This window comes from Streptomyces sp. NPDC048191, from assembly GCF_040652655.1.
GTDB lineage: Bacteria > Actinomycetota > Actinomycetes > Streptomycetales > Streptomycetaceae > Streptomyces.
In genome coordinates this window covers 105,789-120,759 of the sequence record NZ_JBEZMO010000004.1, presented here as the reverse complement: position 1 = coordinate 120,759, position 14,971 = coordinate 105,789, and the positions used below count along the sequence as shown (strand labels likewise).

Sequence of the window (14,971 nt, the reverse complement as noted above, 5' to 3'; positions counted from 1 at the left end):
TTCTTTCTACACCCCCGTTTCTACAGCCGTAGAGAGCCCGTTGTACGGTCTTCTACAGCTGTAGAAGTCGGACGAGAACCGACGGTGAAGGGGGACCGGGCATGGGTGGCACGGCGGTGGTGGTCGGAGGCGGCATCGGCGGTCTGGCGGCGGCGATCGGCCTGCGCCGGATCGGCTGGGACGTACGGGTCGTGGAGCGGGCCGCCACGTTGGCCGACGCGGGCGCGGGCATCTCCCTGCACGCCAACGGGCTGCGCGCCCTGGACGCCCTCGGCGTCGGAGCGGACGTACGCGCGGCGGCCCGCCCCCAGTACACCGGCGGCACCCGCACCCCCGGCGGCCGCCGGCTGGCGCGGATGGACGGCGCCGCCCTCGAACGCGCGCTGGGCACGCCGATCGTCGGCATCCGGCGCACGGTGCTGCACCGCCTGCTGCGCGACGCCCTGCCGCCCGAGTGCCTGCTCGTCGGCGTCACCGTGTCCGCCCTGGACCGCTCGGCCGCCGACCGGGTCGGCGTGCCGGCCGGGGACGAGGTGCTGGACGCCGACCTGGTCGTCGCGGCCGACGGCGTGGGCAGCCGGCTGCGCTCACTGCTGTTCCCCGGCCATCCCGGCCCGGTCTACGCCGGCTCGACCGTGCTGCGGGCGGTCACCGAACGCCCGCTGGAGCTGTGCAGCGACTTCGAGCTGACCTGGGGCCGGGGTGCGGAGTTCGGGCACATCGCCTTCGGTGACGGCCGGGCCGAGTGGCACGCGGTGCTCAACGCGCCGGCCGGCGTCCGCCACGCCGACCCGCTCGGCATGCTGCGCCGGCGCTTCGCCGACTGGCACGATCCGGTCCCCGCGCTCCTGGACGCGACCCGGCCCGAGGACGTACTCCACCACGACATCCACGAACTGGCCACGCCCCTGCGGTCGTTCGTCGCGGGCCGGGTGGTGCTCCTCGGCGACGCGGCGCACGCCATGACGCCCCACCTCGGCCAGGGCGCCTGCCAGGCCCTGGAGGACGCGGTCACGCTGGCCGCCGCCCTCGCCTCGCAGCCCTCGGTCACGACGGCCCTCGCCCGCTACGACGCCGAGCGCCGCCCGCGCTCCCAGGCCGTCGCCCGCGCCGCCCGGCAGGCGGGCCGGATGGGACAGCAGCTGTCCCATCCGCTGGCCGTCGCCCTGCGCAACACCGCACTGCGGCTCGCCCCGTCCCGGGTGACGGTCCGGGCGATCCTGCGGCACGCGGACTGGACGGCGCCGAGCCTGGACTGACGGGCCCGCCGGGAGCTTCTCGGCGACTCCCGGCTCCGGCCAGGTCAGGAGTGTGCCGACTCCCCATGTGCCGAGCACGCGTGCGCCGCCTCGGCCGCTTGCCGCCGCCGCCCGTTCGGCCCGTTCGGGCACCGCTCCCGGCCGGGCGACGCGTAGGGCACGCGGCGCTGGTCACCCGGGACGGTATGCGAGACCGGTGGACGGTGTGGGGCGGTGACCGCGGTGGCACCCGGGGCGCCGTACGTGGGGTACGGGTGACGGGGCGGGCCCTGTGGCACGAGGTGACGGCCGCGGCGCACAGCGCGGCGCGGGCCTGGGCGGGGCCGTGCCGGGAGCGTGACCTGGCCGTACAGGCGGTGAAGGCGGCGCTGGCCGCGTGGGTGGCCTGGGCGGTGGCGGGCTGGTGGCTGCACGCGCCGGTGGCGTTCGTGGCGCCTTGGGTGGCGGTGGTGCTGGTGGAGTCGACGGTGTACCGGTCGATCGCGCACGGGCTCCAGCAGCTCGCGGCCATCGCGGCCGGCACGGTCGTGGCCACCGCGGTCGCGCTGCCGCTGCACCACACGGTGGCCGCGATGGCCGTCGTCCTGCCCCTCGCGATGCTGCTCGGCCAGTGGCGGCGGCTGGGCAGCCAGGGGATCTACGCGGCCACCGGTGCCCTGTTCGTCCTGACCAACGGTGCCGTCACGGTGGCCACCTCCGCTGCCCGGCTCACCGAGGCCCTGTTCGGAGCCGCGGTCGGCATCACCGTCAACGCGCTGGTCAGGCCGCCGCTGTACGTGCGGGACAGCCGGGCCGTGCTGAAGGACGCGACCGAGGAGGCCCACGACATCCTCCGGGCCGTGGCGGAGGGGCTGGCCGGGGGACGATGGGACGCCGAGGAGGCCGGTGCCTGGCACGAGCGGGCCCTGCGGCTGCACCGGCTGGTGGAGCAGGCCCGCTCCTCCGCCGAGTGGAGCCGGGAGAGCCTGCGCGGAAACCTGCGCCGCCACCGCACCGGTGCCGTGCCACCGCCCGGCGAGGGCTACGACGACGCGGTCATGGTGCTGGACTACGCGGCCGTGCACACGGCGGGCGTGACCCGCACGGTGCTGGAGGCCGCCACCGAGGGCCGCGCGGCACCCCGGCCGTATCCCGAACTCGCCCGCCGGTACGCCGAGTTCCTGCGCCGTACCGCGCACGCGCTACGGCTCTACAGCCACAGCCGGTTCGGCGGCGACCGCGACGACGAGCTGCGCGCGGCGGTGGCGCGGTTGCGCGCGACGCTGGACGAGCTGCGCCGGGACCTGGTCCGTTCCACCAGGGACGACCCCGACGAGGTCGCCACCTACGGCGCGCTGCTCGCCCAGGCGCACCGGCTGGCCGATCAGCTGGTCGTGTCGGGTACCTGACCTGGCCACCGGCTTTTCCGGCCGGCGGGCCGGACGCCGGGGGCGCCCCCGTCAGAGAGGTCCTCCCGTGCACACTTGCCCCGGCGCCGCTCCGCCCACCCGCACATCCTGGGGGTGACAGGACCAGGCAAGGAGGTCGCCGGGCTCCTAGGATCGTGGACATGAGCAGGCCGAACGCACTCGGGGAGTACCTTCGGGCGCGCCGTGAGCTGACCGATCCGGCGGACGCGGGGCTGACCGTCGTGGGCGTACGCCGTACCCCCGGGCTGCGCCGTGAGGAGGTCGCCACCCTGGCCGGGATCAGCGCCGACTACTACCTCCGCCTGGAGCAGGGCCGCGACCGCAATCCGTCCCCTCAGGTCCTGGAGGCCCTGGCACGGGTGTTCCGGCTGGACACGGCCGCCACCGAGCACCTGCTGAGCCTGTCCACCGCCCGCCCGGCGTCGCCGCGGCGGCGCCGCGAGGCGGTACCGGCCGGAATCCGGCAACTGCTCGACGCGATCAACCTTCCGGCGTTCGTGGAGAGCCGGATGTTCGACGTACTCGTCGCGAACCGGCTGGCCACCGCCGTGTCACCCAACATCCGGCCCGGAGTGAACCGGCTGCGCTCGCTCTTTCTCGACCCCATCGAGAAAGAGCTCTACCCGGACTGGGACCAGGCGGTCAGAGGCATGGTCGCCGGGTTCCGCGCGTCCGTGGGGAGCGACGTGGACGATCCGCGCATCGTGCAGCTGGTCGGCGAATTGTCGTTGGCCAGCGACACGTTCCGGCGGCTGTGGGCCCGGCACGACGTCACCGCGCTGGCCGGAGGATCGATGCGACTGCGTCACCCGCGGCTCGGCATGCTCGAACTGCGCCGGGAGAAACTGCCGATCAGCGACTCCGGTGGCCAGATCCTCGCGATCTACCACGCCGAGCCGGGTTCGCGGACGGCCCGCGCACTCGAGTCGCTCGTGTCGCCGACGGCCACCGGGGCAGACCGTACGTCCGAGGCCGACACCGGAACCCGGTGAGCCCGGGCGGGACAGCGCGACCCGTCGGCGGCCGTTTCGCGACCAGGGGGCGGTGCGGGGCGCCTGGCGATGACGGAACCCTCCGCATCGCGGCCGAACCGCATGCCGAGCGCCTACGCGGCTCCCGGCTCCCGTACGCCGAAGAGGGCGGGGCCCACGGAGAGGGTGCCGTCGGTCAGTGGCCGGCAGCGCACTCCCCCGCCACCACGCAGCGCGCGCTGCGCACCCGGCCCGAGGGTGGTGTCCATCCAGGCGCAGGGGCGGGCCGCGCTGCGCACCGCCAGTTCCACCGGGCCTGTGCCGCAGTCGAGGAAGACGGTCGCGCCGGCATAGGCGTCGATGTCGACCCCCCGCAGCAGGACATTGCGCCGGGTGCGCAGCAGGTCCGCCGGGTGCGGCCCCTGTTGCGGAAGCCGCTCTACGGCCATCAGGGTGATCGAGGCGTTGCGGTGGGCGGGCCGGTTGAAGTACCGGTCACCGACCAGCCCCAGCCCGTCACGCACCTCCGCCGTCTCCACCAGTTCGCCGGGCGGCAGCTCCGGCATTCCGTCGCCCGGCCGGCCCGCGAGCCGGTGCACCGGGGAGACGAGCAGCTGAAGGATGTCGACGTGGAGCACACGACGAGCCTACGTGGGCGTGAGACCAGGGCGTAGAAGGGACGGGGGTGCTCCGGGTGGCGTACCCGAAGACGTTGTCGTCGGCGATGGCGAGGCCGACATTCGTGACCTTCAGCCCGTGCGGCCCCCGGACAGCCGAAGGTGCGCGCGGTGTCGGCGTAGGCGGTGCGTTCGAGGGCGTGGGGCATGGCCGGAGGTGCGGTCCTGTGGCGCGGGGCTGGCGTGGTGCGGGCTTCGGGGCGGGGGCGGTCCTGCACCCCGGACGTCGGCGGGGACGTGATGCGTGACGACGTCGTGCGCCGGGACTCGCGCCGGTGCGGGACCTCCGTACGGTCCGACACGGCGCCGCGCCTCGCCGGGGAGACCCTCGCCAGGCGGTGGTTACACGTGTAACATCTCGCTGCGCCGACGGCCTCGGGCCGCCGGAACACCCCCCGGCCGACGACGGAAGGCCCTGCCATGACCGCAACAGCGCCCACCCAGACCGACACGGGCTGGCCGCCGCCCCCGTTCCGCGCCCCCACCCCCGCCGTCACCGGCACCGACGGGGTGCGTCGCTTCCACGGGCTGAGCTACGCCACTTCGCCGGGATACCGGCCGCGTCTGCTGGACGTTCACGTACCGCCCGCCGACGGACCCGTACCGGCCGTCGTCTGGATCCACGGCGGCGGCTGGCTGGAGGGCGACCGGCGCTATCCGCCGCCGACCGTGCCCGCGGAGCTGCTGCACGGAGCCGTGCTCGGCGCGGGCCTTGCCCTGGTCGGCATCGACTACCGGCACAGCCTCGAAGCGCCGTTCCCCGCCCAGCTGCACGACGTCAAGGCGGCCATCCGGTACGTACGGCGCCACGCCGCCGCCCTCGGCATCGACGGTGAACGGATCGGCGTCTGGGGCGAGTCGGCCGGCGGTCACCTCGCCGCGATGGCCGGCCTGGTGCGCGCGGACGTCCACGGCACCGGCCTCGAAGGGGCGGAGGGCGTACGGGAGGAGGACAGCGGGGTGCTGGCCGTCGTCGACTGGTACGGCGTGTCCGACATCGAAGCGATCCTCGGTCAGCCCATGCCGCCCCTGCCCGGCGAGCCGCCGTACCCGAACCCGATCGACACACTGCTCGGCGGCCCGGAGGCCGAACGCCCGGCGCGGGCACGCGTCGCCAGCCCCGTGACCTACGCGGCGGACGGCGGCGCGCCCCCCTTCCTGCTGATCCACGGCCGCGAGGACCGGGTCGTCCCCTACAGCCAGAGCGAGGCGCTGGCCCGGGTGCTCACCGACGCGGGCGGTGACGTCACACTGCGGCCCGTCGAGGGGGCCGACCACATCTTCCTCGGCTCCGCGGAGGTACCCGCGATCGTGGCGCACAGCGTGGAGTTCCTGCGGAAGCACCTGAGCGCCTGACCCCGAGCACCCGCAACGGAACCGCAGGGCCGGACACCACCCCTGTCGCGGACCGTTCGGAGCCGGTTCCGTCGTTCCCCGCGCCGCCGAGGGCTGCCGTCGGCGGAAGGCGTCAGGCGGACTCCCGGCGTACGAGGACGGGTTCCACCCCGGGCAGCGGGGGCGCGGTGCCTGTCTCCATCAGGGTGTGCAGTGCCGCGGCGACCTGGGCGGCGGAGGGTGCGTCCAGCCGGATCGTCGTGAGCGCGGGGCGCTGCAGGGCCGCCGTGACCAGGTCGTCGCAGCCGACGACGGCGACGTCATCCGGCACGGCGACGCCCGCGTCCCGCAGCACGGCCAGCAGCAGCGCCGCGTACTCGTCGTTGTAGGCGAAGACGCCGTCCAGACCACGTTCCGCCCAGCCGTTCGCCAGCTCGGCGGCGGACGCGCGCGTGTACTCCAGCTCCACCGGTGTCACCGTGGCCGTCGTCCGGGCGGCCACGCTCCGCGCGCCGGCCAGGCGGGGCTCGGCGAAGGCGGACAGGCCGCGCTCGCGGGGCATGACGACACCGATGTGCCGCCGACCCTGTGCGACGAGGTGGTCGACCGCGAGCGCGCCCACCCGCTGATCGTCGAAGACGACCGTGCAGACCCCTTCGACCGGACCGGGCGCGAAGGCCATGAGCGCCTGGACTCCGGCTCTCCGGAGCACATCCGCGCCGGCCGCGTCGAGGCTCGTACCGTCCAGGGCGAGGACCGCGCCCGGGCGCAGCTCGGCCCAGGCGCGGGCCGCGGAGCCGGGGTCGGTGAACCGGCCGGCGTGCAGGACGGCCGTGTAGCCGTACCGCTCCAGCTCCGTGTGCAGGTCGTCCGTCCAACCGCTGACCAGGCGGCCGATGGCGGACACGGCGGCCGGGATCAGCACCAGGTTGTTGCGTCCCGCCCGCAGGGAGCGGGCGGCCGCGTGCGGCACATAGCCGAGGGTGTCGGCGGCGGCGAGAACCTTCGCTCGGGTCGCCTCGCTCACGCGGTGCGCCTGGGTGTTGTTCAGCACGAAGGAGACGGTGGCCCGCGAGACGCCCGCCAGCCGAGCGACATCGGCACTGGTGACGGCCGCGGCCGCTTTCCTCGCCATGGTCCCCTTCCGCTCCCCGGGCCATCCCCGCAGGTCTCACGTTACACGCGTCAAGTACACGGGCGTCGCGAGCGGGTGCAGGCCGTGATGACACGAGTCAGCAACGAAGCCCCTTCCCTGTAGCAGACCCCCTGTTCAACCCCGGCAGCCGGGTGCTACACAAAGAGCCACCGACTTGGTTACTCGTGTAAGTGACCCGTGCCGTCACCGATCCGGAAACCGCGGATCGCTCTCCCCGACGCCGTGCCCCCACCCGGCTCACCCCTTCCCCTTCCCCTCTTCCTCCTCCTCTTCCTCCCAGGAGTCGCCATGCCCCTGCCGACCGACGATCTCCGGCCTGCCACCGCGCAGGCCGCGCCCGGGTCCCCGCAGCGCGGACTGATGACGCTGCTGCTCGTCGCCAACGCGTCGATGTACGCGGTGTACATGGGGGTGGGGTCCGTGCTGCTGCCCACCCAGGTCGCCGCGATCGACCCGCACCACAAGGTGGCGCTGCTGGGCCTGATCGCCGGGGTCAGCTCGGTGTTCGCGACCGCCTGCAATCCGCTCGCCGGCGCGCTCTCCGACCGTTCGGGACGCCGGAATCCCTGGGTGCTCGGCGGAGCGCTCGCCTCGCTGGCCGGTCTCGCCTTCCTGGGCAGCGTGCGCACGGCCCTGCTGGTGGGCATCGGCTGGTGCCTGGTCCAGGCGACCATGAACGTCTACCAGGCCGCCGTCACCGCCATCGTGCCCGACCGGATCCCGCCGGCCCGCCGGGGCACGGCCTCCGCCCTGGTGGGGCTGGCCCTGCCGGTGGGCGGCACGCTGGGCGTCCTCATCGCCTCCAGAACCGCGGGTCATCTCTCCGTCGGCTACCTGGCGTTGGGGCTCGTCGCGGCAGCGGCGGCGGTGCTGCTGACGGCACTGTGCCGGGACCTCGCGCGGGAACGGGACGCCGCCCCGGCACCGGCACTGCCCTGGCGCCGGCGCGCGGCGGCCTTCCTGTCCGCGCTGCACAGCCGCGACTTCCGCTGGGCCTTCATCGGCCGGGCCCTGATGGTCCTGGGCTACTTCTCCGTGGTCGGCTACCAGCTCTACATCCTCGACGACCACATCTCGCTGCCGAAGGGGCTCGGCGCGGCCGGTGCCATGGCGGTTCTCACCCCGGTGTCGATGGCGGCGATGGCCGTCTCCACGCTGGTCGGCGGCCTGCTGTCGGACCGCTGGAACCGGCGCAAGGTCTTCGTCGGCGTCTCGGCGGCGCTCGCCGGTGCCGTCATGGCGGTGCCGGTGATCGCGCCGACCTGGCCGGGCATGCTCGTCTTCAGCACGCTCAACGGGCTGGCGTTCGGCTGCTTCATGGCCGTGGACACCGCCGTCGTCACGCTCGTACTCCCCCGTGCCGAGGACGCCGCACGCGATCTGGGTGTGCTGAACATCGCCAACGCCGGCCCCCAGATCGTCGCGCCGTTCGTGGCCTCCGCCGTGGTCACCGCGCTCGGCGGCTACACCCCGCTGTTCCTCTTCGGCGGCGCGCTGTCCCTGCTCGGCGCCCTCGCCATCCTGCCCATCCGCGGGGTGCGCTGAGCCCCCGTCACTGCTTCTTCCGCCTCTCTCTTCCAGGAGTTCCCGTGCCTCGCGGACCCCTCCTCCCGCCGGCCGCCCTGCTGCTGCGTGCCGCCGGCAAGGCACCTCCCTGAACTGGTGGTGCTCGCGGGAAAAGGAGTTGTCCGGGCGGCCGGTCCGCCGCCACGATCGGCGCATGACCTCGATGACTGCCTTCATGCCGCCGACCGCCGCCGACCGATCGGTGCGCGGCCAGCAGCAGCCCGGCCCGTCATGGAGGCCGACGCCCGTTCACGCGTGACCGCGGCACTGGTCGCGGGGCTCCTCGCCGGTTACGGCATCGCCGTGCCCGTGGGGGCCGTCGGGACCTATCTGGTGGCGTTGACGGCGCGGACCTCGTGGAAGATCGGCGCGTGCGCCGCGCTGGGGGTCGCTACCGCGGACGGTGTCTACGCGTTGGTGGCCGTGCTCGGAGGCTCCGCGCTGGCGCACGCCGTCGAGCCGGTCACCCACCCACTGCGCTGGGCCGCCGCCTCGGTGCTCGTCGTGCTGGCGGTCCGCGGCGCGGCGACGGCGGTCGCCCACCACCGCGAGCCGCGGGCGGCCTCACGGACCGAGCGGACTCCGCCGCGCCCCGCCCGGGCCTTCCTGGGGCTGTGGGGTGTCACGATGATGAATCCCCTCACCGTGGTCTACTTCGCGGCCCTTGTGCTCGGCAGTCAGACGTCGGCCGATCCGCCTCCGCTCGAACGGGCCGCGTTCGTCCTGGCCGCCTTCGCCGCGTCCGCCAGTTGGCAGCTGCTCCTGGCCGGCGGCGGAGCGTTGCTCGGCCGGCTCCTGACCGGCAGCCGGGGACGGCTCGTCACGGCCTTGGCGTCCAGCGCGGTGATGACCGCCCTCGCCCTCCGCATGGTCCTCCAGCACCACCCGTAGGGGACTTCCGTCACATGCCGTGGGCCGGGGTCGCCGTCATCGGTGGCACCAGCGGCAACCATCGCCGCCACGCCCTCGGCGCCACGCCCTCGCCGGCGCGCGCACGCCCGGTCAGCCGGTCGCGAAGACCTTCAGCCGGTCCAGGGCACCGTTGAAGCGGTCGTGGTCGCCGACGCTCTTGCCTGCGGAGGTGTACTGCCACATCGTGTAGACCGACCAGCCCGACGGCAGCGTCCCGGCGGTCGAGGCATAGCGGGCGATCCACAGCGGGTTGGCCCCGAAACCGGAGTTGTTGCCGGTGCACTGGGCCCACCAGCTGGTCGCCGTGTAGATGACGGCGTCACGGCCGGTGCGGGACTTGTAGCGGTTCACGAAGTCCCGGATCCAGCTGACCATGCCGCTCGTGGACTTGCCGTAGCAGGCGTCGCCGTACGGATTCCATTCGATGTCGAGCACTCCGGGCAGGGTCTTGCCGTCCTTGGACCAGCCGCCGCCGTGGGCCAGGAAGTAGTCGGCCTGGGCGGCGCCACCGCCCGTGTCCGGGGTCGCGAAGTGGTAGGCGCCGCGGATCATGCCCACGTTGTACGGGCCGTTGTACTGCTGGGTGAAGTAGGGGTTGGTGTAGGACGTCCCCTCGGTGGCCTTCGTGTACGCCCATTTGATGCCGTCACCCCACAGGCCCGACCAGTTGACGTCACCCTGGTAGCTGGCGACGTCGACGCCTTCGGTCTGGCTGGCCCGGGGGACGGTGGGCGGGGCGTCGGCTCCGACGGCGCGTCCGTCGTGGGCGAGGACGCCGATGCCCATGTAGGCGCTGCCGCGCGGGGGTACGTCCCCCGAGTCGGAATGTGCAGCGGGGCTGGACAGGGAGAGGAGAAGGCCGGTCAGGGCGCCCATGAGGGCGAGGCGTGAGCGGCCGCGGTGGAGGAATACGAGGCTTCGCACACGATCCATCTGACCCGTGGTCGGGCTGTACCGCACTCCGGGTACCGCCCAACGACTCCATCGCGGGCCGTGTTTGGTCCGTATGGGTGGTCCCCGGGTGGCTTACGGGCCGGTCGTGGGAGCGGACGCGGTGCCGCGTCCCACGACCGGCCCGCGCGGTCAGCCGTCGATCCGGTGCTGGGTCCAGAAGGAGGTGAGGTCGGTGCTGGTGGCGGCCTGGGCGGCGGCCTTGAACTCGGCCGTGGTGGACACGCCGTACCAGTGCGCGGTCGCGTAGTCCTTCAGCAGCTTGGTCATGGCGGTGTCACCGAGGACGCGGCGCAGGTCGTGCAGGGCGCACTTGCCGTAGCCGTAGACGACGGTGGAGTAGCGCGAGGAGTGCGCGTCCCAGTAGGCCATGGAGTTGGTGATCTTCTCGGCGCTGGAGGCCCAGGACACGCTGTTCCAGCAGTTGCTGCCGGTCTTGCCGAGGGCGAGGTCGGTGGCGTAGTCGGTGAACGCCTCGTCCAGCCAGGGGCTGTTGTACTCGTCGTCGCCGACGATGCCGTACCACCACTGGTGGCCGATCTCGTGGGTGAGGGCGGTGGAGCTGACCACGTCCAGGACGAAGCCGGGGTACTCCATTCCGCCGAACCAGTAGTTGTTGTCGAGCACGGCGTCCAGTTCGCCGTAGGGGTAGGCGCCGAAGCGGGCCGCGTGGGCGTCCACGGCGGTCTTGGCGGTGCTGAGCATGGACTGGGCGCTGGAGGAGCTGATGCCCGAGACCGAGTAGACGTTCACCGCGACACCGGCGGAGGAGGTGCCGGAGATCTTGGTGAAGGGCCCGGCGGCCCAGGCGAAGTCACGAACCTTGGACGCCGTCGCCGTGGTCACCGTACGGCCGCTGGAGCCGGGGGTGTCGGTGGAGGTGCCGGTGGCCGGGACCAGCAGGCCGTTCGGGTGGTCGAGGGTCACCTTGAAGTCCGCGGCCAGGGAGTAGAACGACTCGCCGTTGTCGGTGTACGGGTCGAGGTGCCAGCCGGCGCTGTCGCGGACCGCGAGGACGGGCAGGGCGTTGCCGATGAAGCTGTAGGCGCCGTCGTGGCCGAAGCGGTCGGCGCCGCTGGGCACGGTGATGCCGAGGTCGAAGCCGAGGGTGGCGCTCTGGCCCTGGGCCAGCGGGGCCGGCAGGTCGATCTTGAGTGCGGTGCACGCCACCGAGGGGGCCTCCGCGGTGCCTCCGGTGACGTTGGTGACGCGGATCGGCATGGCGTCGCAGGTGCCGTGGTAGTTGTCCCACAGCCGCAGGTAGACCTCGTTCAGCGCGGTGGCCGAGGCGTTGGTGAAGGTCACGCTCTCGTGCCCGGCCCACGCGGTGCCGGTCGTGTCGCTGCTGAGGTTCACCGTGTACGACGGTGCGGCCGGGGTGCGGGTGGAGTCGCCCGGCGGTGGCGCGGAGCCACCGGAGGTGTCGAGCGCGATGTCGTCGAGCACGAAGCTCGTCCGGAGGCTGGAGTCCTCGGTGCCGGTGAAGGAGAGAGCGACGGTCTGCCCGGCGTAGGCCGACACGTCGATCGACTTCTTCACGTACCCGGTGTTCTTGTCGAGGTTCGAGTAGGTGGCCAGCGTCGTGCTGCCGATCTTGGCCCTGAGCTTGTCGTACGCGACGGAGGAGGTCGTCTCGTCCGTGTCGATGTGCAGCCAGAAGGTGAGCGTGGCGGCGTCGCAGCCGGCCGGGATGGTGACGCTCTGGCCGAGGGTGTCCGTATGACTGCTGCCGACACCGTCCAGCCAGGCGTAGGAGCTGCCGCCGTGGGCGGTCTGTCCCGCGCGGCTGGTGATGACGGTGGAGGAGGACGCCGACCAGGGCGATGTCCCGCTCTCGAAGCCGCCGTTGCCGACGACCTGCGCCGGGGTGCAGGCGGCGGGTGCCGCGGTCGGCCGGGCGGCGGCGGGTGTGCCGGGGAGCACGAGGGCGGCCACCGCGGCGACGGTGAGCGCACCGGCGCCGAGGGCCTTGTGGGGGGTCGATCTCACACGCTACTCCTTTGCGGCGGCCGGGATTCCCGGCCTGCTCGATGGCCGCCGGCCGGCTGGGGTACGCCGGGGCGGCCGCTGACAGGGCTTGCGCGATCGCTGCACCGTGAGGTGCGCCGCGCCCTCATGGGGTCGGGGCGCGGGCTGCCGAAAGAGTGACAGATTTGACCGGACCATGCCAGAAGTGCGGGTGAATGTGCCGACCGACCGCCGGTCAGGAAGCGCGCAGCGTCACGAAGACCGCCGTCAGCGGGGTGCCTTGCGGGTCCTGCCAGCCGCGCGCCACATGGCCCGTCGCTCCCTCGGGGCGCAGCGGCGGGTTCTCGGGGACGGGGGTCAGGACACGGTGCAGGTGCAGGACCATGCCGTGCGGCACGGGGAGTCGGGTGCCCTCCTCGTCGTCGGCCGGTTCGGGGGCGAAACCGTCCAGGGGCAAGGGGGCGCCGGTGCAGGAGCGGACCACCTCGGGGTCCAGGGCGCCGTCCACGCTCTGGGCCTGCGCCTGGGCCCGGCCCTCGATCAGTGCCAGCAACTCCGTGACCAGTACCGGGTCGTGGACGCCGTCGTACACCCAGCGCTTGCCCAGCACGCCGTGCTCCGTCGTGCCGACGAGCGCGTGCTCCGCCCCCTCCAGCGGAGCGCCGCGATAGCTCAACGGCACGAGATAGGCGGTCTGCTCCGGGGTGGAGGTGTCCGTGGCCACCATGAACTCGATGCCGACCTCGCCCTCCGGGTCGTCCAGCCGGAAGCCGCCGGACCTGGTCAGCACCGGGGTGTCCGGGCCGCCGCGGTACCAGGGGCGCGAGGGCAGCCAGTCGGTGAGCAGCTCGAGCTTCGTGGGCTTGAGCGTGGTGTGGTGGATGATGGCCATGCCTGCGGTGCTCCTCCGTCGTACGGATGCTGTACCCCGCAGCTTCGCACATCGTTCCCGCAGGTCATCCCTCCGGCGCTGGCAGTGCCGGAGTCAACTCGGACCAGACGTTGGGCAGTTCGCCGGCCACCGGGCCGTACACCGCGGCGCCGCGTTCGAGCGCGGTGCGCACGGCGAGCGGGACGAGGACCTCGGGGACGCCGTAGACGAGAGGTCAGAACCGGTCCTGCGGATGGCGCCCCGTCCAGGCCGGCCGGTGGCCCGGCCCAGCCGGGAGGCGTCGGCGACGAGCCGCGTCACCTCGGAGTTCGCGGGCCGGATGCGCGCGGGGTCCGCGCGGACGTCGAGGGCGGTGTCCATGACCTTCCCGTGGCATGCGGGGCGCGGACGCGGGTATTCGCGCTGCGACGTGCCCCGTCGACTACACGCCAGGCGATACGACACGACACATCAGAGAGGCGGAAAGCATGCTGATGGCACACCCTGCCGTTCTGCGGGACCTCATCGCCCAGTACGAGGCCCTCAAGGTGCTCGGAGCCGGGGACAGCACTCCGCAGGCACGGCAGCGACTGGCGGACGTGTCCTACACGCTGTGCGTCGCCACCGGTACCAGAGACGTCGACATGGCCCTCATCGCGGCGCGCCACCGGCTGTCCGGAGCCCGCCCGGAGGACGACTCCCTGCTCGAGCCGGCCGGCCCGGCGGGGCCGGTGTCCGCGATCTGACGGCACTCACACCGGGACACGGCCTCCGAACGGGGCCGTGTCCCGGCGCTGTTGTCCGCTCCAACCCCCTGAACTCGTTGCGTCCCGCTTCTGGTCGCCGAGACCAACCGGACGGTATACAGGCCCAGTCGAACGCGCGAGGGCCGCTCTTTGGTGCCGGCACCGTGCGATGAACCGGCCTCAGGGGGAGGATCCATGGCGAACGGCACAGCTGCGGTGGGCGGGGCGAGAACCCGGCGGGGAACGACCGTACTGGGGGCGGCGCTGGGCGGATGCGTTCTCGTCGCCGCCGCCACGGCACCGGCCTCCGCGCACTCCGCGGGACACGGCCACGGCGTCGACTACGTCGCCCTCGGCGACTCCTACACCTCGGGCCCCGGCATCCCGCAGCAGGCGGACGCCAACTGTGCCCGCTCCGACCACGACTACCCCTCGCTGGTGGCGGCCCAGCGCCGGGTGAGCAGCGTCGAGGACGTCAGCTGTGCCGGGGCGACGACCGCCGAGATGTGGCAGGCACAGGGCACCAACGCGCCCCAGCTGGACGCCGTACACCGGGACACGGACCTGGTCACGGTCCAGATCGGCGGCAACGACGTCGGCTTCGGCCCGATCATCAACACCTGCGCCCACCTGGCCGCCCAGGACCCGACGGGCAACCCCTGTGAGCGCTCGTACAAGGCGTCCGGCTACGACGCGCTGGCGCTCGCGATCGTGAAGACCGCCCCGAAAATCGACCGGGTGCTCAGGGCGGTGCACGCCCGGGCGCCGCACGCGCGCGTGGTCGTCGTCGGCTATCCGGACCTGCTGCCCGACGACGGCAGCGGCTGCTTCCCTCAAGTACCCTTCGCACAAAAGGACTTCCCCTACCTGCGGGACACCGAGAAGCGGCTGAACCTGATGCTGCGCGTGGTGGCCGGGGTGAACCGGGCCGAGTACGTCGACACGTACGGCCCCACGGTCGGTCACGACATGTGCAAGGCACCCGCGGACCGCTGGATCGAACCGCTCCAGCCCGCCGCCCCCGCCGCTCCCGCGCACCCCAACGCCCGGGGAGAACAGGCCATGGCGCAGGCGGTGCTGGAGCGGCTGGAGCAGGGACGCGGACGCGGCTGAGCCGGCCGGGTGCCTTCGTGGCGGAGTCCCGCCACGA

The 14,971-nt window shown here is 73.2% G+C and carries 13 protein-coding genes and 2 pseudogenes; 8 read left to right on the top strand and 7 right to left on the bottom strand.

The window, feature by feature from the left end; genetic code table 11:
- Positions 1 to 101: 101 nt before the first annotated feature.
- The 3 genes from AB0D93_RS09125 to AB0D93_RS09115 all read left to right on the top strand — a co-directional run bounded on the left by AB0D93_RS09125 (position 102) and on the right by AB0D93_RS09115 (position 3,660).
- Complete coding sequence (locus AB0D93_RS09125; protein WP_362115466.1) at positions 102 to 1,259, top strand: FAD-dependent monooxygenase; 1,158 nt, start codon at positions 102 to 104, stop codon at positions 1,257 to 1,259.
- Between the two features lie 185 nt (positions 1,260 to 1,444).
- Positions 1,445 to 2,647, top strand: coding sequence for an aromatic acid exporter family protein (locus AB0D93_RS09120; RefSeq protein ID WP_362115463.1), 1,203 nt, complete (start codon positions 1,445 to 1,447; stop codon positions 2,645 to 2,647).
- A 161-nt stretch (positions 2,648 to 2,808) separates the two neighbouring features.
- Positions 2,809 to 3,660 carry a helix-turn-helix transcriptional regulator gene (locus AB0D93_RS09115; protein ID WP_362115460.1) on the top strand — a complete coding sequence of 284 codons (852 nt, stop codon included), beginning with the start codon at positions 2,809 to 2,811 and terminating at the stop codon, positions 3,658 to 3,660.
- 113 nt (positions 3,661 to 3,773) lie between these two features.
- Here AB0D93_RS09115 and AB0D93_RS09110 read toward each other — a convergent pair whose 3' ends face one another.
- Positions 3,774 to 4,277, bottom strand: coding sequence for a molybdenum cofactor biosysynthesis protein (locus AB0D93_RS09110; RefSeq protein WP_362115457.1), 504 nt, complete (start codon positions 4,275 to 4,277; stop codon positions 3,774 to 3,776).
- A 459-nt stretch (positions 4,278 to 4,736) separates the two neighbouring features.
- Here AB0D93_RS09110 and AB0D93_RS09105 point away from each other — a divergent pair, with 459 nt between their 5' ends.
- Positions 4,737 to 5,672 carry an alpha/beta hydrolase gene (locus tag AB0D93_RS09105; RefSeq protein ID WP_362115454.1) on the top strand — a complete coding sequence of 312 codons (936 nt, stop codon included), beginning with the start codon at positions 4,737 to 4,739 and terminating at the stop codon, positions 5,670 to 5,672.
- A gap of 112 nt (positions 5,673 to 5,784) precedes the next feature.
- Here the strand turns inward: AB0D93_RS09105 and AB0D93_RS09100 are convergent, their stop codons facing one another.
- A complete protein-coding gene (locus AB0D93_RS09100; protein WP_362115451.1) occupies positions 5,785 to 6,786 on the bottom strand; it encodes a LacI family DNA-binding transcriptional regulator in 1,002 nt (333 codons plus the stop codon).
- Positions 6,787 to 7,095: 309 nt separating this feature from the next.
- Between AB0D93_RS09100 and AB0D93_RS09095 the strand changes: the two genes are divergently transcribed.
- Together AB0D93_RS09095 and AB0D93_RS09090 are read left to right on the top strand one after the other, a co-directional pair.
- Positions 7,096 to 8,352, top strand: a complete 1,257-nt coding sequence (locus tag AB0D93_RS09095; protein ID WP_362115448.1) for an MFS transporter — start codon at positions 7,096 to 7,098, stop codon at positions 8,350 to 8,352.
- A 276-nt stretch (positions 8,353 to 8,628) separates the two neighbouring features.
- Entirely contained in the window at positions 8,629 to 9,264 is a 636-nt protein-coding gene (locus tag AB0D93_RS09090) for a LysE family transporter (RefSeq protein WP_362115445.1), read from the top strand.
- 111 nt (positions 9,265 to 9,375) lie between these two features.
- Here the strand turns inward: AB0D93_RS09090 and AB0D93_RS09085 are convergent, their stop codons facing one another.
- The 5 genes and pseudogenes from AB0D93_RS09085 to AB0D93_RS09065 form a co-directional block, all read right to left on the bottom strand.
- Complete coding sequence (locus AB0D93_RS09085) at positions 9,376 to 10,161, bottom strand: lysozyme (protein WP_362116248.1); 786 nt, start codon at positions 10,159 to 10,161, stop codon at positions 9,376 to 9,378.
- A 207-nt stretch (positions 10,162 to 10,368) separates the two neighbouring features.
- On the bottom strand, positions 10,369 to 12,225 hold the full coding sequence (locus AB0D93_RS09080) for a M1 family aminopeptidase (protein WP_362115443.1): 1,857 nt from the start codon (positions 12,223 to 12,225) through the stop codon (positions 10,369 to 10,371).
- Between the two features lie 214 nt (positions 12,226 to 12,439).
- Positions 12,440 to 13,096, bottom strand: coding sequence for a 1,4-alpha-glucan branching protein (locus tag AB0D93_RS09075; protein WP_362115440.1), 657 nt, complete (start codon positions 13,094 to 13,096; stop codon positions 12,440 to 12,442).
- A gap of 64 nt (positions 13,097 to 13,160) precedes the next feature.
- Positions 13,161 to 13,352: pseudogene (locus tag AB0D93_RS09070) on the bottom strand (hypothetical protein); the annotation flags it as partial.
- Positions 13,337 to 13,465, bottom strand: a pseudogene (locus AB0D93_RS09065) (NAD-dependent dehydratase); the annotation flags it as partial. The pseudogenes AB0D93_RS09065 and AB0D93_RS09070, both read right to left, overlap by 16 nt.
- A gap of 98 nt (positions 13,466 to 13,563) precedes the next feature.
- On the opposite strand from AB0D93_RS09065, the gene AB0D93_RS09060 reads away from it, so the two are divergent.
- Both AB0D93_RS09060 and AB0D93_RS09055 read left to right on the top strand, forming a co-directional pair.
- Positions 13,564 to 13,821: a DUF5133 domain-containing protein gene (locus tag AB0D93_RS09060; RefSeq protein WP_362115438.1), complete on the top strand. Its 258-nt coding sequence runs from the start codon at positions 13,564 to 13,566 to the stop codon at positions 13,819 to 13,821.
- A gap of 195 nt (positions 13,822 to 14,016) precedes the next feature.
- On the top strand, positions 14,017 to 14,934 hold the full coding sequence (locus tag AB0D93_RS09055; protein ID WP_362115435.1) for an SGNH/GDSL hydrolase family protein: 918 nt from the start codon (positions 14,017 to 14,019) through the stop codon (positions 14,932 to 14,934).
- Positions 14,935 to 14,971: the final 37 nt, after the last annotated feature.